15 protein-coding genes are annotated in these 20015 nt (G+C 67.4%); 7 read left to right on the top strand and 8 right to left on the bottom strand.

The annotated features are described in order from the left end of the window. Window positions 1-67 precede the first annotated feature (67 nt). The 7 genes from mfd to A5736_RS10360 all read left to right on the top strand — a co-directional run bounded on the left by mfd (window position 68) and on the right by A5736_RS10360 (window position 8990). The gene (mfd, locus tag A5736_RS10390) at window positions 68-3748 is read left to right on the top strand and encodes a transcription-repair coupling factor (RefSeq protein ID WP_175611241.1); all 3681 of its coding nucleotides are present in this window, start codon (window positions 68-70) and stop codon (window positions 3746-3748) included. Further along, window positions 3745-4797: a nucleoside triphosphate pyrophosphohydrolase gene (locus A5736_RS10385; RefSeq protein ID WP_083667305.1), complete on the top strand. Its 1053-nt coding sequence runs from the start codon at window positions 3745-3747 to the stop codon at window positions 4795-4797. The genes mfd and A5736_RS10385 overlap by 4 nt, the downstream gene beginning before the upstream one ends. A gap of 83 nt (window positions 4798-4880) precedes the next feature. Further along, on the top strand, window positions 4881-5618 hold the full coding sequence (locus A5736_RS10380) for a lytic transglycosylase domain-containing protein (RefSeq protein WP_076122897.1): 738 nt from the start codon (window positions 4881-4883) through the stop codon (window positions 5616-5618). Window positions 5619-5688: 70 nt separating this feature from the next. Continuing rightward, window positions 5689-6993, top strand: a complete 1305-nt coding sequence (gene eno, locus A5736_RS10375) for a phosphopyruvate hydratase (RefSeq protein ID WP_076246024.1) — start codon at window positions 5689-5691, stop codon at window positions 6991-6993. Beyond that, on the top strand, window positions 6990-7571 hold the full coding sequence (locus A5736_RS10370; RefSeq protein ID WP_076246022.1) for a septum formation initiator family protein: 582 nt from the start codon (window positions 6990-6992) through the stop codon (window positions 7569-7571). The genes eno and A5736_RS10370 overlap by 4 nt, the downstream gene beginning before the upstream one ends. Next, window positions 7564-8052, top strand: a complete 489-nt coding sequence (locus A5736_RS10365; protein WP_076246020.1) for a DUF501 domain-containing protein — start codon at window positions 7564-7566, stop codon at window positions 8050-8052. The genes A5736_RS10370 and A5736_RS10365 overlap by 8 nt, the downstream gene beginning before the upstream one ends. Then, window positions 8046-8990 (top strand): Ppx/GppA phosphatase family protein, encoded by a 945-nt coding sequence (locus A5736_RS10360; RefSeq protein ID WP_139333242.1) that lies wholly within the window; start codon window positions 8046-8048, stop codon window positions 8988-8990. The genes A5736_RS10365 and A5736_RS10360 overlap by 7 nt, the downstream gene beginning before the upstream one ends. Window positions 8991-9164: 174 nt before the next feature. On the opposite strand, the gene A5736_RS10355 is transcribed toward A5736_RS10360, so the two are convergent. The 8 genes from A5736_RS10355 to A5736_RS10320 form a co-directional block, all read right to left on the bottom strand. Beyond that, window positions 9165-9845, bottom strand: coding sequence for a response regulator (locus tag A5736_RS10355; protein ID WP_076246017.1), 681 nt, complete (start codon window positions 9843-9845; stop codon window positions 9165-9167). After that, window positions 9842-12418: a sensor histidine kinase KdpD gene (locus tag A5736_RS10350; protein ID WP_076246015.1), complete on the bottom strand. Its 2577-nt coding sequence runs from the start codon at window positions 12416-12418 to the stop codon at window positions 9842-9844. Before A5736_RS10350 ends, A5736_RS10355 begins: the two co-directional genes overlap by 4 nt. A 12-nt stretch (window positions 12419-12430) precedes the next feature. Beyond that, on the bottom strand, window positions 12431-13312 hold the full coding sequence (locus tag A5736_RS10345) for a potassium-transporting ATPase subunit C (RefSeq protein ID WP_076246014.1): 882 nt from the start codon (window positions 13310-13312) through the stop codon (window positions 12431-12433). 1 nt (window position 13313) lies between these two features. Beyond that, window positions 13314-15461: a potassium-transporting ATPase subunit KdpB gene (gene kdpB, locus A5736_RS10340; RefSeq protein WP_076246012.1), complete on the bottom strand. Its 2148-nt coding sequence runs from the start codon at window positions 15459-15461 to the stop codon at window positions 13314-13316. A gap of 1 nt (window position 15462) precedes the next feature. Then, complete coding sequence (gene kdpA, locus A5736_RS10335; protein ID WP_076246010.1) at window positions 15463-17133, bottom strand: potassium-transporting ATPase subunit KdpA; 1671 nt, start codon at window positions 17131-17133, stop codon at window positions 15463-15465. Beyond that, window positions 17133-17222, bottom strand: coding sequence for a potassium-transporting ATPase subunit F (locus A5736_RS26770; protein WP_139329779.1), 90 nt, complete (start codon window positions 17220-17222; stop codon window positions 17133-17135). Before A5736_RS26770 ends, kdpA begins: the two co-directional genes overlap by 1 nt. A 260-nt stretch (window positions 17223-17482) precedes the next feature. Next, complete coding sequence (locus tag A5736_RS10325) at window positions 17483-18994, bottom strand: cell wall metabolism sensor histidine kinase WalK (protein ID WP_076122885.1); 1512 nt, start codon at window positions 18992-18994, stop codon at window positions 17483-17485. Then, window positions 18991-19764 (bottom strand): response regulator transcription factor, encoded by a 774-nt coding sequence (locus A5736_RS10320; RefSeq protein ID WP_076122886.1) that lies wholly within the window; start codon window positions 19762-19764, stop codon window positions 18991-18993. Before A5736_RS10320 ends, A5736_RS10325 begins: the two co-directional genes overlap by 4 nt. Window positions 19765-20015: the final 251 nt, after the last annotated feature.

Below are 20015 nucleotides of genomic sequence, written 5' to 3'. Positions count from 1 at the left end.
TGACGGCGTCGGGCGCAATCTTCACGAAATTCGGCGGCTCCGATCGGCCCCTAGAATGGGCCTCATCATGACCGCACCGGGGCCTGCTCGCCCAGAAACCCCGATCGCGGGGCTCGTCGAATTGGCGCTGACGGCGCCCACTTTCCAGCAGCTCATCGAGGGCGCGTCCGCACGACCCGCGGAATTGAGCATGGTCGGCCCGGCCAGCGCCCGGTTGTTCGTCACCAGCGCGCTGGTACGGGTCGGTCCTTTGCTGGTGGTCACCGCAACCGGGCGCGAAGCCGACGACCTGGCCGCCGAACTGGCGGGCGTGTTCGGCGACGCGGTCGCCGTCTTCCCGTCCTGGGAGACGCTGCCGCACGAACGGCTCTCGCCCGGCGTCGACACCGTCGGCACCCGCCTGATGGTGCTGCGCCGGCTGGCCCATCCCGACGACGCGAGGCTGGGGCCGCCCCTGCAGGTGGTGGTGACGACGGTCCGATCACTGCTGCAGCCGATGACGCCACAGCTGGGCTTCGTGGAACCGGTCACATTGAGCGTCGGCCAGGAAGTCGAATTCGAGAGCGTTGTGAGCCGGCTGGTCGAGCTGGCCTACACCCGGGTGGACATGGTCGGCCGGCGCGGCGAATTCGCCGTCCGCGGAGGGATTCTCGACGTTTTCCCGCCGACCGCCGAACACCCGGTGCGCGTGGAGTTCTGGGGCGACGAGGTCAGCGAGATCCGGATGTTCGCGGTAGCCGACCAGCGCTCGATTCCCGAGATCGACGTCGACACGGTCGTCGCGGTCGCCTGCCGTGAGCTGCTCCTCGACGATGACGTGCGGGCGCGGGCCGCCGAACTGGCCGCACAGGCGGCAGCGAGGCTGCCGGAAGGTGGAGCCGCGATCACCGGCAGCCTCACCGACATGCTGGCGAAGCTGGCCGAGGGCATCCCCGTCGACGGCATGGAGGCGCTGCTCTCGGTGCTGCATCCCCCGGAAAAAGGGGACCACGTCCTGCTGACCGACCAGCTGGCCGAGGGCACCCCGGTGCTGGTGTGCGACCCGGAGAAGGTGCGCAGCCGGGCGGCCGACCTGATCAAGACCGGCCGTGAGTTCCTCGAGGCGTCGTGGTCGGTCGCCGCCCTGGGCACCTCAGCGGCGCCCGTCGACGTCGGGCAACTCGGTGGGTCGGGCTTCGCCGAACTCGGCGACGTGGAGGCCGCGGCGGTCTCTGCCGGTCATCCCTGGTGGACGTTGAGTCAGCTGTCCGACGAGTCGGCGCTGGAGCTGGACATCCGGGCGGCGCCGTCGGCTCGTGGGCATCAACACGACATCGACAGCATCTTCGCGATGCTGCGGGCGCACGTCACGACCGGCGGGTATGCCGCGGTCGTCGCGCCCGGAACCGGGACCGCCCACCGCGTGGTGGAGCGGCTGGCCGAGTTCGATACTCCGGCCGCGATGCTGGACTGCGGTGCTGCGCCCAAGTCCGGGGTCGTCGGGGTGCTCAAGGGCCCGCTGCACGACGGCGTCGTGATTCCCGGTGCCAACCTCGTCGTCATCACCGAGACCGACCTGACCGGCAACCGCGCCACGGCCGTCGAAGGCAAACGGCTGGCGGCCAAACGGCGCAACACCGTCGACCCGCTGGCGCTCGCGGCGGGCGACCTGGTGGTGCACGATCAGCACGGCATCGGTCGGTTCGTAGAGATGGTCGAGCGCACCGTCGGCGGCGCCCGGCGTGAGTACCTGGTGCTCGAGTACGCCTCCAGCAAGCGGGGCCAGCAGGCCGACAAGCTGTATGTCCCAATGGATTCCCTGGACCAGCTGTCGCGGTATGTCGGCGGCCAGGCCCCGGCGCTGAGCCGGCTGGGCGGCAGCGACTGGGCCAACACCAAGACCAAGGCGCGCCGCGCGGTCCGGGAGATCGCCGGCGAACTGGTGTCGCTGTACGCCAAAAGGCAGGCCAGCCCCGGGCACGCGTTCGGGCCGGACACCCCGTGGCAGGCCGAGATGGAGGACGCGTTCGGTTTCACCGAGACCGTCGACCAGCTCACCGCGATCACCGAGGTGAAGGCGGACATGGAAAAGCCGATTCCGATGGACCGGGTGATCTGCGGCGACGTCGGCTACGGCAAGACCGAGATCGCGGTCCGGGCTGCGTTCAAGGCGGTGCAGGACGGCAAGCAGGTCGCCGTGATGGTCCCCACCACGCTGTTGGCCGACCAGCATCTACAGACGTTCGGCGAGCGGATGGCCGGGTTCCCCGTCGTCGTCAAGGGGTTGTCCCGGTTCACCGACGCCGCGGAGTCCCGCGCCGTGATCGACGGCCTGGCCGACGGGTCGGTGGACGTCGTGATCGGCACGCATCGACTGCTGCAGACCGGAGTGCGCTGGAAGGACCTCGGGCTGGTCGTCGTCGACGAGGAGCAGCGGTTCGGGGTCGAACACAAGGAGCACATCAAGTCGCTGCGCACCCATGTCGACGTGCTCACGATGAGCGCGACCCCGATCCCGCGGACGCTGGAGATGAGCCTGGCCGGGATCCGCGAGATGTCGACGATCCTGACGCCGCCCGAAGAGCGCTACCCGGTGCTGACATACGTCGGCCCGCACGACGACAAGCAGGTCGCCGCCGCGTTGAGGCGCGAGCTGCTGCGCGACGGGCAGGCGTTCTATGTCCACAACCGGGTCAGCTCCATCGATCGGGCCGCCGCCCGGGTACGCGAGCTGGTGCCCGAGGCGCGCGTCGTCGTGGCGCACGGCCAGATGCCCGAGGACCTGCTGGAACGGACCGTTCAGGGCTTCTGGAACCGCGAATACGACATCCTCGTGTGCACCACGATCGTGGAGACCGGGCTGGACATCTCCAACGCCAACACCCTCATCGTCGAGCGCGCCGACACCTTCGGGCTCTCCCAGCTGCACCAGCTGCGGGGCCGGGTCGGCCGCAGCCGGGAACGCGGCTACGCCTACTTCCTCTATCCGCCGCACGTCCCGCTGACCGAGACGGCGTACGACCGGCTGGCGACCATCGCGCAGAACAACGAGCTGGGCGCGGGCATGGCGGTCGCGCTGAAGGACCTCGAGATCCGCGGCGCCGGCAACGTGCTGGGCGTCGAGCAGTCCGGCCACGTCGCCGGCGTCGGATTCGACCTGTACGTGCGCCTGGTGGGCGAGGCCGTCGAGGCCTACCGCGCGGCCGCCGACGGCGAGACGGTCGTCGCCCGCGAGGAGCCCAAGGATGTGCGGATCGACCTCCCTGTCGACGCGCACCTGCCGCCGGATTACATCGCCAGCGACCGGCTGCGGCTGGAGGGCTACCGGCGGTTGGCCGCGGCGGCCGACGACGCGGCCATCGTCGGGGTCGTCGAGGAGCTCACCGACCGTTACGGGCCGCTGCCCGAGCCCGCCCAGCGGCTGGTCGCGGTGGCGCGGCTGCGGCTGCTGTGCCGCGCCGCCGGCATCACCGAAGTGTCGGCCGCCTCCGCGGCGACGGTGCGGCTGTCGCCGATAACGCTGCTAGATTCGGCTCAGGTGCGGCTCAAGCGGATGTATCCGGGGGCGCACTACCGGGCCACCACCGCCACCGTCCAGGTTCCGATTCCGCGAGCCGGGGGTGTCGGTGCGCCACGCATCCGCGATGTCGAGCTGGTCCAGATGGTGGCCAACGTGGTGACGGCGCTGCAAGGCAAACCACAGATAGAGATTGGTATAACGGGTGCGTCACCAGCGCCGATGTCCGGGGAGGAGCGACAGGCGAGATGATTGTCGTCTTGTTCGACCCCCGCCGCCCGTCGCTGGTTCCCGTCGAAGCGATCGAGCACCTCGCCGGCGAGGTGCAGTACACCGAGGAGATGCCTGTCGCGGTGCCCTGGTCGTTGCCGGGTGCGCGCCCGGTCGACACCGGGGACGACGCCCCGGTGTTGCTGTCGTCCGACCCCGACCACCCCGCCGTCACCGCGCGGTTGGCCGCCGGGGCGCGGCTGATTTCAGCGCCCGACACTCCGCGCGGCGAACGGCTCGTCGACGCCGTCGCGATGATGGACAAGCTGCGCACCGCCGGGCCGTGGGAAAGCGAGCAAACGCACGACTCGTTGCGCAGATTCCTGCTGGAGGAGACCTACGAGTTGCTCGACGCGGTCCGCAGTGGCAACGCCGACCAGCTGCGGGAAGAGCTCGGCGACGTGTTGCTGCAGGTCCTCTTCCACGCCCGCATCGCCGAGGACGCGCCGCAGCATTCCTTCACCATCGACGACGTCGCCGTGACATTGATGCGAAAGCTCGGCAACCGGGTGCCGGGTGTGCTTGCGGGACAATCCATTTCGCTGGAAGACCAGCTGGCTCAGTGGGAAGAGCGCAAGGCGGCCGAAAAACCGCGGAACTCGGTGATGGACGACGTCCATACCGGGCAGCCGTCACTGGCGTTGGCGCAGAAGGTCATTCAGCGCGCGGAGAAGGCCGGGTTCCCGGCCGACCTGATCCCCGCCGAGATCACCGCGATCGAGGTGTCGGCGGGTATCGACGCGGAAAGCTCGTTGCGCACGGCCGTTTTGGAGTTCGTCGACACCGTCCGCGCCGTCGAGAAGTCGATAGCCGCCACCCGCCGCGGGGACAGCGTCCCCGAGGAGTTCGATGTGGCGCCGCTGGGCGAGATCACGGACGAAGAGTGGCGCGCACACTGGCCCGTCGCGGGGCCGGAACTCGAGGCGGTGCAGCCGGCCGGCGGCGATGGGGCCGGCGACAAGGCCGACGAGCCCGCGGCCGCGGGCAAGGGGACCGGCAAGGGCTCGAAGAAGCGCGGTGGCCGCCGCTGAGCCCGTTCAGACTTTTCAGTCCCAAAACTCATGGGACGATGGTTATGGGCGAAGTTGGTGCAGGCGAGCTTAAGGGGAGCGTGGTGTCGCCGAGGCGTTGGTTGCGCGCGGCCGCTGTGATCGGCGCGACCGCGATGCTCATGGCCTCCAGCTGCACCTGGCAGCTCAGCCTCTTCATTCCCGACGGCGTGCCGCCGCCGGCCGGCGATGCGGTGCCACCGGTGAACACCCACGCCAGCGGCCGGCCCGCCGACCAGTTGCGGGAATGGGCGCAGCAACGGTCGGCCGCGATGGAGATTCCGGTCATCGCGCTGGAGGCCTACGCCTATGCCGCCCGGGTCGCCGAGGTCGAGAACCCCAAGTGCCATATCGCGTGGACCACGCTGGCTGGCATCGGGCAGGTGGAGAGCCATCACGGCACGTACCGGGGTGCGACGCTGGCGCCCAACGGCGATGTGAGCCCCCCCATTCGGGGTGTTCGACTGGACGGCAGCGGCGGCACCCTGCGCATCGTCGACAGCGAGGAAGATACGCGTGGCTCGGATGATGGGGTCGGGGTGGTGCGCGCGATGGGGCCGATGCAGTTCATTCCGGAGACGTGGCGGTTGTACGGGGTCGACGCCCACAACGACGGTCGCGTCAGCCCGGACAACATCGATGACGCAGCTCTCGCGGCGGCGGGCTATTTGTGTTGGCGCGGAAAGGATCTCGCCACACCCCGCGGGTGGATAACCGCGCTGCGCGCGTACAACAACTCCGGCATCTACGCGCGGGCCGTTCGGGACTGGGCGACCGCCTACGCATCGGGACACCCGCTGTAGCAGGATGTATCGCTGACCCAGGCTTTACGCTAAAGGCGGCCGTCATCAGCTAACACGCAAGGAGAACCCAGTGCCGATTATCGAGCAGGTCGGGGCCCGCGAGATCCTCGATTCTCGCGGTAACCCGACGGTCGAGGTCGAGATAGCTCTGATCGACGGGACGTTTGCCCGCGCGGCGGTGCCGTCCGGCGCGTCGACCGGCGAGCACGAGGCCGTGGAGCTGCGCGACGGCGGCGAGCGCTACGGCGGCAAGGGCGTGCAGAAGGCGGTGCAGGCCGTGCTGGACGAGATCGCCCCGGCCGTCATCGGACTCAACGCCGACGATCAGCGGTTGGTCGACCAGGCATTGGTGGACCTCGACGGCACCCCGGACAAGTCCCGGCTCGGCGGCAACGCGATCCTGGGCGTCTCGCTAGCCGTCGCCAAGGCGGCCGCCGATTCCGCCGAGCTGCCGCTGTTCCGCTATCTCGGCGGCCCCAACGCGCACATCCTGCCGGTGCCGATGATGAACATCCTCAACGGCGGCGCGCACGCCGACACCGCCGTCGACATTCAGGAATTCATGGTGGCGCCGATCGGCGCGTCGCATTTCGGTGAGGCGCTGCGCTGGGGCGCCGAGGTGTACCACGCGCTCAAATCCGTGCTGAAGAAACAGGGCCTTTCTACCGGGCTGGGCGACGAAGGCGGTTTCGCTCCCGACGTGGCCGGAACCACCGCGGCACTCGACCTGATCAGCACGGCCATCGAAGCGGCGGGCTTGAAACCCGGCGTCGACGTGGCCTTGGCCCTCGACGCCGGCGACACCGAGTTCTACACCGACGGGACCGGCTACGCCTTCGAGGGCAGCACCCGCAGCGCCGAGCAGATGACGGAGTTCTACGCCGGCCTGCTCGGCTCCTATCCGCTGGTATCCATCGAAGACCCGCTCTCCGAAGATGATTGGGACGGCTGGGCCGCCCTGACTGCGTCGATCGGCGACCGGGTGCAAATCGTCGGCGACGACATCTTCGTCACCAATCCCGAGCGCCTCGAGGAGGGCATCGACAAGGGAGTGGCAAATGCGTTGCTGGTCAAGGTGAACCAAATCGGGACGCTGACCGAGACGCTGGACGCCGTCGTGCTGGCCCACCACAGCGGCTACCGCACGATGATGAGCCACCGCAGTGGCGAGACCGAAGACACCACCATCGCCGATCTGGCGGTGGCGGTCGGCAGCGGTCAGATCAAGACGGGCGCACCCGCCCGCAGCGAGCGCGTCGCCAAATACAATCAGCTGCTGCGCATCGAGGAAGCGCTCGGCGACGCCGCCCGCTACGCCGGCGATCTGGCTTTCCCACGATTCGCGCTGGATTCGAAACAGGTCGAAATAGCTTGACGCCCAAGCCCGATCCGAAGCGCCGCTCCCCGGCATCACGCCCGGGCAAAGCCGGCGATCCGGCTCGGCGCCGTCGCTCCACCAAGACCGTGCGTGAGCACGTCGTCGAACCCATCAAGCGGCAGCTCGCCGAATCGGTCGAGCAGAGGTCGGACCAGCGGCTGGGATTCACCGCGCGACGGGCGGCGGTGCTCGCCGCGGTGATCTGCGTGTTGACCCTGACCATCGCGGGCCCGGTACGCACCTACTTCGCGCAACGCACCGAGATGAATCAGTTGTCCGCGAGCGAAGCCGCGCTGCGGCGCCAGATCGCCGACCTCGAGCAGAAGAAGGTCAAGCTCGGTGACCCGGCCTACATCGCGGCGCAGGCCCGCGAGCGCCTGGGCTTCGTGAAGCCGGGCGACATCCCATTCCAGGTGCAGCTCCCGCCGTCGGCGGCGACGCCGCAGCCGGGATCCGATACGGCCAAACCCGCCAGCGGCGACCCGTGGTACACGGCGCTGTGGCACACCATCGCCGACGCCCCGCACCTGCCACCGTCCAACACCCCGCCCACCCCAACGGCGCCCGGTGGTTGATCGTGCGGACCTGGAAGCGGTGGCGCGCCAGCTCGGCCGCGAGCCACGCGGGGTCCTGGAGATCGCTTATCGCTGCCCCAACGGCGAACCCGGCGTGGTGAAGACGGCGCCGAAACTTCCTGACGGCACACCGTTTCCGACGTTGTACTACCTGACACATCCGGTGCTCACCGCCGCAGCGAGCAGGCTGGAGACGACGGGGTTGATGCACGAGATGACCGAGCGATTGAAGCTCGAACCCGAGTTGGCGGCGGCTTATCGGCGCGCGCACGAGTCGTATCTGGCCGAGCGTGACGCGATCGAGCCGCTGGGGACGGACGTCTCCGCCGGAGGCATGCCGGACCGGGTCAAGTGCCTGCACGTGCTGATCGCGCATTCGCTGGCCAAGGGGCCGGGGGTGAATCCGCTCGGCGATGAGGCGCTGGCGATGCTGGCCGGCGAGCCGGCGATGGCACCCGTGTTGGTGGCGGGTCAGTGGTGAGCCGGCTCGCCGCTATCGACTGCGGTACCAACTCAATTCGGTTGCTGATCGCCGATGCCGGCGGCGGCCGCCTGCGCGATGTGCATCGCGAGACGCGGATCGTGCGGTTAGGTCAGGGCGTGGACGCGACGGGCGAGTTCGCACCGGAAGCTATTGCCCGGACCCGGTCCGCGTTAACCGATTACGCTGCGTTGCTCAAAGAGCACGGTGTCGAGCGGGTGCGGATGGTGGCGACGTCAGCCGCGCGCGATGTGGCCAATCGCGATGTGTTTTTCGCGATGACGGCCGACGTGCTGGGCCCGGTGCTCCCTGGCGCCGTCGCGCAGGTCATCACCGGAGCCGACGAGGCGGAGCTGTCATTCCGCGGTGCGGTCGGCGAATTGGACAGCGCGCGAGGGCCTTTCGTCGTGGTCGACCTGGGTGGGGGTTCCACCGAAATCGTGGTCGGCGGGGAGGAAGTGATCGCCAGCTATTCGGCCGACATCGGTTGTGTCCGGCTGACGGAACGCTGCCTGCACTCCGACCCGCCCACACCGGAGGAAGTGACGGCGGCCCGCCAGGTGGTGCGTGAGCGGCTCGACGTCGCACTGCGCACGGTGCCCGTCGATGGCGCCCGGACGTGGGTTGGGTTGGCCGGCACGATGACCACGCTGTCCGCGCTGGCCCACAACATGACGACGCATGACTCTGCGGCCATTCACCTTTCGCGTGTCGCCGGCCACGATCTGCAACGGGTCTGCGATCGGCTGATCGGCATGACGCGAGCGCAGCGCGCGGCACTGCCGCCGATGCACGCGGGCCGCGCCGACGTGATCGGGGGTGGCGCGATCGTGGTCGAGGAACTGGCGCGCGAGCTGCGCGCCCGGGCGGGTATCGATGAGCTGACCGTCAGCGAGCACGACATCCTGGACGGCATCGTGCTGTCGATCGCCGGCTGAGTCACATCCGCCACACCGCTAACCTCGCGGAGGCGACACACGTTCTGCCCGCCTCATAGCGACAACCCCGTCGATGTCGTATCCGGCTTAGTCGCGGGCGGGCAGCCAAATTGTCGCTGTGAGGTGGGCACAAAGCCAGCCAGCTTCCGGAGAGGCGTATGTTGCGGATGCGACTCAGGACTCGAAGCGATAGCCCATGCCCGACTCGGTCAACAGATGTTTGGGATGCGACGGGTCGTCCTCGAGCTTGCGGCGCAGCTGCGCCAGATACACACGCAGGTAATGGGTTTCGGTGGCATACGCCGGGCCCCAAACCTCCTTCAGCAGTTCCTCACGCCCGACCAACTTGCCGCGGTTGCGGACCAGCACCTCGAGCATGCCCCATTCGGTCGGGGTCAAATGCACTTCGACCCCGTCTTTGGTGACCTTCTTGGCGGCCAGGTCGACGGTGAACGCGTCGGTTTCCACGACAGGCTCGTCCATTTCCGACGCCGCGGCGTTTCGGCGGACAGCGGCGCGCAGCCGGGCCAGGAACTCGTCCATCCCAAACGGTTTCGTCACGTAGTCGTCGGCGCCGGCGTCCAGCGCCTCGACCTTGTCCGACGAATCCGTGCGCGCGGATAGGACGATCACCGGCGCCGTGAGCCAGCCGCGCAGGCCACCCAGCACCTCGATGCCGGAGATGTCGGGCAGGCCCAGGTCGAGGATCACCACGTCGGGCTTGTGCTCGGCGGCGGCGCGCAGCGCACCCGCACCGGTCGCCGCTGTGACGACCTCGTAGCCTCGCACGGACAAGTTGATTCGCAGCGCCCGCAGGATGTGCGGCTCGTCGTCGATCACCAACACCCGGGTCATCGCGCGCCAATCTGCTGCGGTGCGGCGAGGTCCACCACGACGGTCAGGCCGCCGCCGGGGGTATCGCCGGCCGCGATGGTGCCACCCATGGCCTCGACGAAGCCGCGTGCCACCGACATGCCCAGGCCCACCCCGGTGGTGTTGTCGTGGTCGCCGAGGCGCTGGAACGCTTCGAAGATCTGATCCTCGGCCCCGTGCGGGATTCCGGGGCCCTCGTCGATGACGTTGATCAGGACGCGATCGCCCACCTGTCCGGCGTTGACCCTGACGATGCTGTTGGGCGCGTAGCGCAGCGCGTTGTCGATCAGGTTGGCAAGCACCCGTTCCAGCAGCCCGGCGTCGGCCATCAGCACGGCGTCACCGACGTCGACCTTGACGCGATCGATGGCGGGCCGGTAAAAGCCGGTGGCGCCCTTGCCGATGCTGACCAAAGCGCGCTGCACCGTCTCCTCGAGATACACCCGGTGCAGGTCCGGTCGAACCACGCCGGCGGCCAGGCGCGAGGAGTCGAGCAGGTTGCCGACCAACGCGGTCAGCTGGTCGACGGACTCCTCGATGGTGGCCAGCAATTCGGCGGTGTCCTGCGCCGAGAAGGCGACGTCCTCGGCGCGCAAGCTGGATACCGCGACCTTGGCCGCTGCCAGCGGCGTGCGCAGGTCGTGACTGACCGCCGAGAGCAGGGAGCGGCGTAGCTCGTCGGCCCGCACGATCGCCTCGGTCCGGCTGGCTTCTTCGGCGAGCTCGCGCTGCCGGATCAGACCCGCGGCTTGTTTGGCCACCGCGGTGAGCACCCGGCGGTCGCGTGCCGAGAGCTTCCGGCCGGCCATCAGCATCCAAAACTCGTCGTCGCCGACCTCGATCGCGGTGTCAGCGGAATCCACGCTCGCACAAGGGTCTTTGCCCACGCAGGCGACCACGTGGCTCTTCTTTCCGCTGGCGCGCTCCTCCTCTCCGGGCTCGCGTAGCATGCTGACCGCGCGCTGTGAGTACGTCTCGCGCACCCGTTCGAGCAGGGTCTCGAGGTCCGCGCCGCGCAGCACCGATCCCGCGAACAGCGTCAGCAGCTCGGCCTCTTGGGACGCGCGCCGCGCTTCTCGCGCACGATTGGCCGCGAAGTTCACCAGGACCGCGACGGCGACCGCGATCAGCAGCAGCACCAACTCGGTGATCGCGCTGTTGGGTTCGGCGATGGTGAAGCTGTGTCGCGGAGCTATCAGGTAGTAGTTCAGCAGCAACCCGGAGAGCACCGCCGAAAGTGCCGCCGGGGCAACACCTCCGAGTAGGCCCACCAACAGCACCCCGACGAAGAACAACGCGCTCTCCCCGCCGGTGTCCAGATAGGGGTCCAGCATGGTCACCGTGACCGCGCAGATGGCCGACGGGATGATGAACGCCGCGAGCCAGGACGCGACTTGTCGCTCGTGTGGCGCGAGCGACCCAATGTGCAAGCCGCGCATGGATTCCTCGTGCGTGACCATGTGCACGTCGATCTTTCCGGACCGTTCGACGATCGTCTGGCCGATGCCCTCCTCGAAGATGCGCGCCCACCGGGGGCGGCGGGAGGTGCCGATCACCAGCTGAGTGGCGTTGTTCTCGCGGGCGAAATCCAGTAGGGCCGTGGGCACGTCGTCACCGACCACGGTATGCAGGGAAGCGTCCAAGCTGCTCGCCAGCTCGCGAATCTTGGCCATCTTGCGGTCGGACACGCCAGCCAGCCCGTCGCCACGGATGACGTGCACCACCATCAGCTCGGCGCTGGATTTCGAAGCGATCCGCGATGCGCGCCGAACCAACGTCTCGGATTCCGGACCACCGGTTACGGCCACGACCACCCGTTCGCGCGCTTCCCACAGGTCGGTGATCTTGTTCTCGGCGCGGTACTTTGCCAGCGCGGTGTCCACCTGGTCGGCCAGCCACAGTAGCGCCAATTCGCGTAGGGCCGTGAGGTTTCCGCGCCGGAAGTAGTTGGACAGGGCCGCGTCGATCCGTGCCGGGGCGTAGACGTTGCCGTGGGATAGCCTGCGCCGCAGCGCCTCCGGGGTGATGTCGATGAGTTCGACCTGCGAGGCCTCCCGCACGATGGAGTCCGGTATCGTTTCCTGCTGTTGGATGCCCGTGATCTGGGCGACGACGTCGTTGAGACTTTCCAGGTGCTGGATGTTGACCGTGGAGATCACGGTGATACCCGCGTCGAGCAGTTCCTCGACGTCCTGCCAGCGCTTGTGATTCTTGCTGCCCGGTGTGTTGGTGTGGGCGAGTTCGTCGACGAGGACTACCTGCGGATGTCGCGCCAGCACGGCGGGCACGTCGAGTTCGGGGAAGCTCCCGCCGCGGTATTCGACATAGTGCGGCGGGATGACCTCGATGCCCTCAATCAGCTCAGCGGTTTTCGCCCGTCCATGGGTCTCCACGACGGCCGCCACCAGGTCGGTGCCGCGCTCCAACCGCCGGTGCGCCTCTCCCAGCATCGCGTACGTTTTGCCCACACCCGGGGCCGCACCGAGGTAGATGCGTAGCTCCCCGCGCTTGGCAGGTTGGCCCGGGAGGCCGACGTCGCTCACGTCAACCATCATCCCCCCATGGCGCTAACTGGTGACCGGATACTTGTGATCGAGTTGCAGGTTGAGTTCCAGCACGTTCACGCACGGCTCGCCGAAGAAGCCAAGGGTGCGGCCGTCGCGGTACTGCGCGAGGACCTCACGTATCTGGTCCGAGGACACATGGCGGGCCTTGGCGACGCGGGCGACCTGGATGTCGGCGTATGCCGGTGAGATGTTCGGATCCAGGCCGCTGCCGCTAGCGGTGACGGCGTCGGCCGGAACCCGCGGATCCGCCGGTGCGGCCCCGCGAATGGGCACGATCTGGCCGATCGAGTAGTCCTCGCCGGACTTCGCGCACTCGACCCGAACGCCTTCGTAGAAGTCCAGGAAAGGGTGGGGCGTCGTGCCGCACGGCTCGTTGACGCTCACGACTCGGGTGGGGTGCGTGACATAGCCGCGCGAATCGCGGGGACCGATCACCGACAGGACGGCCCCGGCGCCGCCGCCGGTGCAGAACGGACGCGATCCGTCGACGCCTTCGAGTTGGCCGATCGATGCACTGCGGGAACACACCTGCGTCAGCAGGCTGGGCTTGGCCGGATCCATGTCGACGACGCTTTCGGGACCCAGGTTGCTGCCGCCGCTCGACGTGGGGTCATACCCGTTGCTGCCCGCGGCCGATGGCCGACTCTGAAAGTACTGCGGCAGCGGGTTGCCGGACGAGTCGGTGAACGACTGGCCAATCAGCTTGCTGCCGACCGGTTTGCCGCCCGCGGTGACGATCGAGCCCTGCGCCTTGTCGTGCAACCCGGGAATCGAAGCCACCAACCAAATCAGCAGCGGATAGCCGAAACCGAGCAGCACGGTGAACACGAGCAGCGCGCGCAGCGCGGCCCAATGTTGGCGAATCACGTTCCCAAATTTCATCTCAGGCCATCCCGGGGAGCAGTTGAACCAGCAAGTCGATGAGCTTGATTCCGACGAACGGGGCGACAATGCCACCGAGGCCGTAGATGTAGAGATTGCGGCTCAGCAGCTTGGCTGCACGGCTCGGCGTATAGCGAACTCCGCGGAGCGCCAGCGGAATCAGGGCGACGATGACGATCGCGTTGAAGATGACCGCGGACAGGATCGCCGATTGCGGACTGTGTAACCGCATGACGTTGAGCAGGTCCAGGCCCGGGAAGATCGCCACGAACAGCGCCGGGATGATCGCAAAGTACTTGGCGATGTCGTTGGCGATGGAGAACGTGGTCAACGCCCCGCGGGTGATCAACAGCTGCTTACCGATTTCCACGATCTCGATGAGCTTGGTCGGGTCGGAGTCCAGGTCCACCATGTTGCCGGCCTCTTTGGCCGCCGACGTGCCGGTGTTCATCGCCACCCCAACGTCGGCCTGGGCCAGTGCGGGGGCGTCGTTGGTGCCGTCACCGGTCATCGCGACCAGGCGGCCGCCCTGCTGCTCGCGCTTGATGAGCATCATCTTGTCTTCCGGCGTGGCCTCGGCGAGGAAGTCGTCGACGCCGGCCTCGTCGGCGATCGCCTTGGCGGTCAAGGGGTTATCGCCGGTGATCATCACGGTGCGGATGCCCATCAGCCGCATCGCGTCGAACCGGTCGCGCATGCCCTGCTTCACCACGTCTTTGAGGTGGATGACGCCGAGCACTTCGGCTTGTCCGCCGGCCAGCCGTCCGACGACGAGCGGGGTTCCGCCAGCGGCGGAGATACCGTCCACGATCTCGCCGAGTTCGGCGGGAACCGTGCCCCCGTGGCCGCGGACCCACTCGGCCACCGAGCTGGCCGCGCCCTTGCGTAGCTGGCGGCCGTCGAGGTCCACGCCCGACATCCGGGTAGTCGCACTGAATTCCACCCAGGAGGCGTTGGACAGCTCGCCTGGGGTCCGCGCGCGCAGCCCGTAGGCCTCCTTGGCATAGACGACGATGGAACGACCCTCGGGAGTTTCGTCGGCGAGGCTGGACAACTGCGCGGCGTCGGCCAGATCCTGGTTCGTCACCCCAGGCACCGGAATGAATTCCGACGCTTGACGATTCCCGAGCGTGATGGTTCCGGTCTTGTCCAGGAGCAGGGTGTTGACGTCGCCGGCCGCCTCGACCGCGCGACCGGACATGGCGAGCACGTTGCGTTGCACTAACCGGTCCATGCCCGCGATGCCGATCGCCGACAACAGCGCGCCGATTGTGGTGGGAATCAAGCAGACCAGAAGTGCGACCAGGACGATGCCGCTGATCCCGTCCACGCTCAGCGCCGAGGTCGCCGGCACACCGGGATTGTTGACCTTGGAGTAGATCGCGAGCGGCTGAAGCGTGGCCACCGCAAACACGAAGATGATGGTCAGTGCCGCCAGCAGAATGTTGAGCGCGATCTCGTTGGGTGTCTTCTGCCGATTCGCACCCTCGACGAGTGCGATCATCCGGTCCACGAAGCTCTCTCCGGGCTTCTGGGTGATCTTGACGACGATCCGGTCGGAGAGCACGGTGGTTCCGCCGGTTACCGCCGAGCGGTCCCCGCCGGATTCCCGGATGACGGGTGCCGATTCGCCGGTGATGGCCGATTCATCAACCGAGGCAATGCCTTCCACGACATCGCCGTCGCCGGGAATGACCTCTCCCGCGGTGACCACCACGATGTCGCCCTGCTGCAGTAGGGGCGCCGCCACTTCTTCGGGAGTGCCGCCGGTGCCGCCCGGCTTCCAGTCGTTGAGCCGGTGCGCGATGGTGTCGGCTTTCGATTTGCGTAGCGTGTCGGCCTGCGCCTTGCCACGCCCTTCGGCCACCGCTTCGGCTAGGTTGGCGAAAACCACTGTCAGCCATAGCCAGAACACCGTGAGCCAGCTGAACCAGCTGCTGTCGCCGATTGCGAGCACCGTCGACCATGCGGCGCCGATTTCCACGATGAACATCACCGGGTTGCGCCACAGGGTGCGCGGATCGAGCTTGGCGAACGCGTCCGGCAGCGACTTCACCAGCAATGCGGGGTCGAGCAACCCGCCCTGCAACTTATCGCCGGGCGCCTTGGCGCTGCGCCGGAGTCTTGGGGACGGGAGCGTGGCGGTCACTTCAGTGAATCCCTTCGGCGAGCGGCCCGAGCGCCAGTGCGGGCAGGAAGGTGAGGCCAACCAGGATGACGGTCACACCCACCACCAAGCTCACGAACTGGGGCTTGTGGGTGGGCAGCGTGCCGCTCGATTCGGGGGTCGCGCCCTGACGGGCGAGCGAACCGGCCAGCGCGAGAACCAGCATCATCGGCAGGAAGCGGCCGAAGACCATCGCAAGGCCCAGCGCGGTATTCCACCAGACCGTATTGGCCGAGAGCCCGGCGAAGGCCGAACCGTTGTTGTTGGCCGCGGAAGTGAATGCGTAAAGGACCTCGGAGAGGCCGTGCGGGCCGGTGTTTGTCATGGCGGCGCGCTCACCCGGTAGTGCCATCGCTATGGCGGTGCCGAGCAGCACGATCAGCGGGGTGATCAGGAAATAGCCTGCGGCGAGCTTCATTTCGCGCGGGTTGATCTTCTTGCCGAGGTATTCCGGTGTGCGGCCGACCATCAAGCCGGCGACGAACACGGTGATGACGGCGAGGATCAGGATGCCGTATAGGCCGGAGCCGACGCCGCCCGGCGCGACCTCGCCGAGCTGCATGTTGAACATCGTCATCATGCCGCCCAGGGAACTGTAGGAGTCGTGCACCGAATCGACGGCACCGGTCGACGTCAGAGTGGTGGCGTCGGCGAAGATCGCGGAATCGGCGACCCCGAATCGTTGTTCGACGCCTTCGGTGGAAGCACCGACCGCGGTGGGAACCGTGCCGTGGTGCTGCAATTGGAACAGCATCATGAACGTGACGCTGAGAACGGCCAGGACGCCGACGATCGCCGCAATCGCGTAGCCCTGTTTCTTGCTGTTCACCATGCGGCCGAAGGTTCGCGGCAGCGAGAAGCTGATCACCAGTAGCAGGAAGATCTCCACCCAGTTCGTCCAGGCGGTCGGGTTTTCGAACGGGTGCGCGGAGTTGGCGTTGTAGAAGCCGCCGCCGTTGGTGCCCAACAGCTTGATCGCCTCCTGGCTGGCGACCGGCCCACCGGGGATGGTCTGGCGGGCACCGGCCAGTGTGGTGACGACCTGGTCGTTGAGGTGGAAGTTCTGCACGACGCCCCCGGCGATCAGCACGATGGCTCCGAGGATGGAGATCGGCAGCAGGATGCGGAGCGTGCCGCGCGTCAAGTCCACCCAGAAGTTGCCGAGTTCGTGGGTGCGGTGGCGCGCGAAACCACGGACCAACGCGACCGCGACGGCCATGCCGACGGCGGCGGAGACAAAGTTCTGCACCGCCAGCCCGGCCATCTGCACCAGGTGCCCCATGGTCGATTCGCCGGAGTAGGCCTGCCAGTTGGTGTTTGTGACGAAGCTGACGGCGGTGTTCCAGGCCAGCGCCGGTGTCATCTTTGTCCCGGGGTCGTGTAGATGCAGCGGCAGCTTGCCCTGGACGAGTTGCAAGACGAACAGGAATACGACGCTCACGGCCGAAAATGCAAGCACGCTACGGGCATACGCGACCCAGCCCTGTTCGGCGTCCGGATTGGCCCCGATCAGGCGATAGATGAATTTCTCTGTGCGCGAATGCTTTCGGGAGCTGTAGACCCGGTACATGTAGTCGCCCAGCGGGATATGGACCACCGCCAGCGCGACGACGAGTAACCCGAGGAAGATCAGCCCCGCCGCGGTCCCGCTCACTAGAACCGCTCCGGGAAGACGAGGGCCGCGCCCAGCAGCAGGGCGATGAGCACGGCCAGTATCAGACCTATGGCGTTAGCGCTGCTCACGAGCCCAACTTCAGCGTCCAGCCGAGCGCGGCGAAGACCGCTACGGTCAGCGCGAGGTACACCAAGACGCCCATCTTGTCTCCGTTCTGCGCCGGTCGTGCGCACACTTAACGACCTCATCGAGTCCGCGACAGCGTAGTCCTCGGAGGCAAAGGTCAGGTTGAAATTAATCGGACCGGATGGCGTGGGGCCGTTGGTTGATGCTTTCCTAACGGCGCCGCGGTGCACCTTTACGGTTTGTTTACGCCCGACGCAGAAGGTTAGGCGCTATCCGAGAGCGGGCCCTCGATCATCGGCAGTCGCACCCTAAACACCGTTCGGCCGCTGGCGGATTCGGCGGTGACCGAGCCGCGGTGCGCCTTGACGATCGAACTCACGATCGCCAGCCCCAGCCCGATGCCCGAACCGTCGGACCTCGTCGTGTCGGCCCGGACGAATCGCTCGAATAGCCGGGGCAGCAGCTGGGCGTCGATGCCGGGCCCGTCGTCCGCGACGGTCAGCTCCGCATAGGCTCCCTCGGCACCGCGCTGGCAGGTGATCCCGGTGGTCACCGTGACGCCCGGCGGTGTGTGCACCCGGGCGTTGCTGAGCAGATTGCTGACCAGCTGGTGCAGGCGGTCGTGGTCCCCCCGAACCCATACCGGCTCGTCGGGCAGGTCCTTGACCCACTCGTGCGAAGGCGCCGCGACCGCGGCGTCGTTCACCGCGTTGATGACGAGGTCGGCCAGGTCGACGTCGTCGTTCTGCAGGTCTTGACCCTCGCCCAGGCGGGAGAGCAGCAGCAGCTCGTCGACAAGCAGCGTCATGCGCCTAGCTTCCGACTCGATGCGGGCCAGCGCGTATTCGGTAGTCGGTGGCAGTGCCGAACTGTCCTGGCGGGTCAGTTCGGCATAACCCTGAATGGCGGCGAGCGGGGTCCGTAGCTCGTGGCTGGCATCGGTGATGAATTGTCGCGTGCGCAGATCGGAGTCGACGCGATGCGCCAGCGCACTATCCACGTTGTCCAGCAACCGATTCAGCGTGTGCCCGACGATCCCGACCTCATTGTCCGGGTCGGTGTCCTCCGGCCGAACCCGGACGCTGATCCGATGGTCGTCGTCGGTGAGCGGCATCGCGGCGACTTCCGCGGCGGTCGCCGCGACCCGGCGCAGCGGGCGAAGGGTGTAGCCGACCACCCAGACCGTGAGTCCCGCGGTGATGATCAGGGCGGCCGTGACAAGCGCCGTGGTGGTGATGTTCTTGCGTGCGATGATCCGGTCGGCGAGGTTCAGCGGCACCCCGACGACCAGGACGTCGGACCCATCGATGAGGCAGTCGACCCGGTAGGACCCAAGGCTGCCGAGCTTTTCGGTATGGGGCGGACCGTCGTGCCACTGTTGTCCTTCGATGGCGCGGACGACGTCGGCCGGCGCGGGTCGTGGTTCGTCTTCGGAGAAGACCGCCGAGCCGATCACCACTCCGTCGCGCACCACGGCGATGAGGTTTCCCGGGGTTTGTCCGGTGAACTCCAGCAAGGCCTGCGACACCGGGGCGTTGGCTCGGTGTCCCGACGCATGGTCGCCGCTGCGGTATCTGCTGTAGGAGTGGTTGAACGCGTGCAGCGATTTGGCGACTTCGGCGTCGTTCATGGTGGTGACGTAGCCGCGCAGGCTCAGCACCGAGACCACCCCGACCGCCACCAAAACCACTGTGACGACTGCCAATACGCCGACCAGCAATTGGCGTCGCAAGGAACGGGGAAACCACCGCGGGGTGTCGCGCTCGGCCGTCATTCCGGTGGCCGCAGCATGTATCCGACACCTCGGACGGTGTGGATCATCGGCTCCCTGCCGGAGTCGATCTTCTTTCTCAGGTAAGAGATGTACAGATCGACAATGCTGGTGCGCCCGGCGAAATCGTAGTTCCAGACTCGGTCCAGGATCTCGGTGCGGCTCAGCGCGCGACGTGGGTTACGCATGAGGAAGCGAAGCAATTCGAACTCGGTCGACGAAAGTGAGATCGCCGTCCCGTCGCGGCTGACTTCGCGGCTAGCGCTGTCGATTCGAAGATCGCCGACTTTGAGCGCCTCGGGAGTCGGTGGGGTCAGCTGGCCGGAGCGGCGCAGCAAGCCGCGGAGCCGCGCGACGAGCTCCTCGAGGCTGAACGGTTTGGTCATGTAGTCGTCCGCGCCCGCGGTGAGGCCGGTGACCCGATCCATAACCGAATCGCGGGCGGTGAGAAACAGCGTGGGCGTGTAGGCGTCGGATTCACGGATCCGCTGCAGAATTCGCAGCCCGTCGACGTCCGGAAGCATGATGTCGAGGACTAGCACGTCGGGTTTGACTCGCTCGAACTTCGCAATGGCTTCGCGCCCGTTGTGGGCGATTTCGACGACCCAGCCTTCGTAGTGCAGCGCCATCTTGACCAGGTTGGTCAACGCGGGCTCATCGTCCACCAGCAAAACCCGGATGGGGGATCCGTCGGCGCGATAAATCCTGGGCAGCTGTCCGAGCATGGCCTGGCGCGGCCGCTGGCTGCCGGCGTATCCCGACGTTGTGGTCATGTCCCCACATTCTCCCAATACGCATATCCAATTGTCACGGAGTTCATAGAATTCTCAAATCTAAGCGCCGGGCCTGAGGGGCGCCACACCACGAATTACCTTCCGCACCAAGCTGATTCACAAACGACGGGGCCCCCCCCCCAACGGGGGGGGGGCCCCGGTCTAAGGGTGCGGTGTTAGGCCCAGCTGGACCCAACGGCGGGGGGGGGCGGCCCCGGTTTTTTCGCGGGGGGGGGCCCCTGTGGGCGGGG

This window comes from Mycobacterium sp. SP-6446 (assembly GCF_001954045.1).
Taxonomy (GTDB): Bacteria; Actinomycetota; Actinomycetes; order Mycobacteriales; family Mycobacteriaceae; genus Mycobacterium.
Note: the sequence above shows the minus strand (reverse complement) of the source record. Positions and strands in the feature narration are given on the sequence as shown.

What these genes read in the sequence shown, in the direction of transcription:
- mfd (WP_175611241.1), top strand. Translation starts at nt 68, where the DNA reads ATGACCGCACCGGGGCCTGCTCGCCCAGAAACCCCGATCGCGGGGCTC.
- A5736_RS10385 (WP_083667305.1), top strand. Translation starts at nt 3,745, where the DNA reads ATGATTGTCGTCTTGTTCGACCCCCGCCGCCCGTCGCTGGTTCCCGTC.
- A5736_RS10355 (WP_076246017.1), bottom strand. Translation starts at nt 9,845, where the DNA reads ATGACCCGGGTGTTGGTGATCGACGACGAGCCGCACATCCTGCGGGCG.
- A5736_RS10350 (WP_076246015.1), bottom strand. Translation starts at nt 12,418, where the DNA reads ATGATGGTTGACGTGAGCGACGTCGGCCTCCCGGGCCAACCTGCCAAG.
- A5736_RS10345 (WP_076246014.1), bottom strand. Translation starts at nt 13,312, where the DNA reads ATGAAATTTGGGAACGTGATTCGCCAACATTGGGCCGCGCTGCGCGCG.
- A5736_RS10325 (WP_076122885.1), bottom strand. Translation starts at nt 18,994, where the DNA reads ATGACGGCCGAGCGCGACACCCCGCGGTGGTTTCCCCGTTCCTTGCGA.
- A5736_RS10320 (WP_076122886.1), bottom strand. Translation starts at nt 19,764, where the DNA reads ATGACCACAACGTCGGGATACGCCGGCAGCCAGCGGCCGCGCCAGGCC.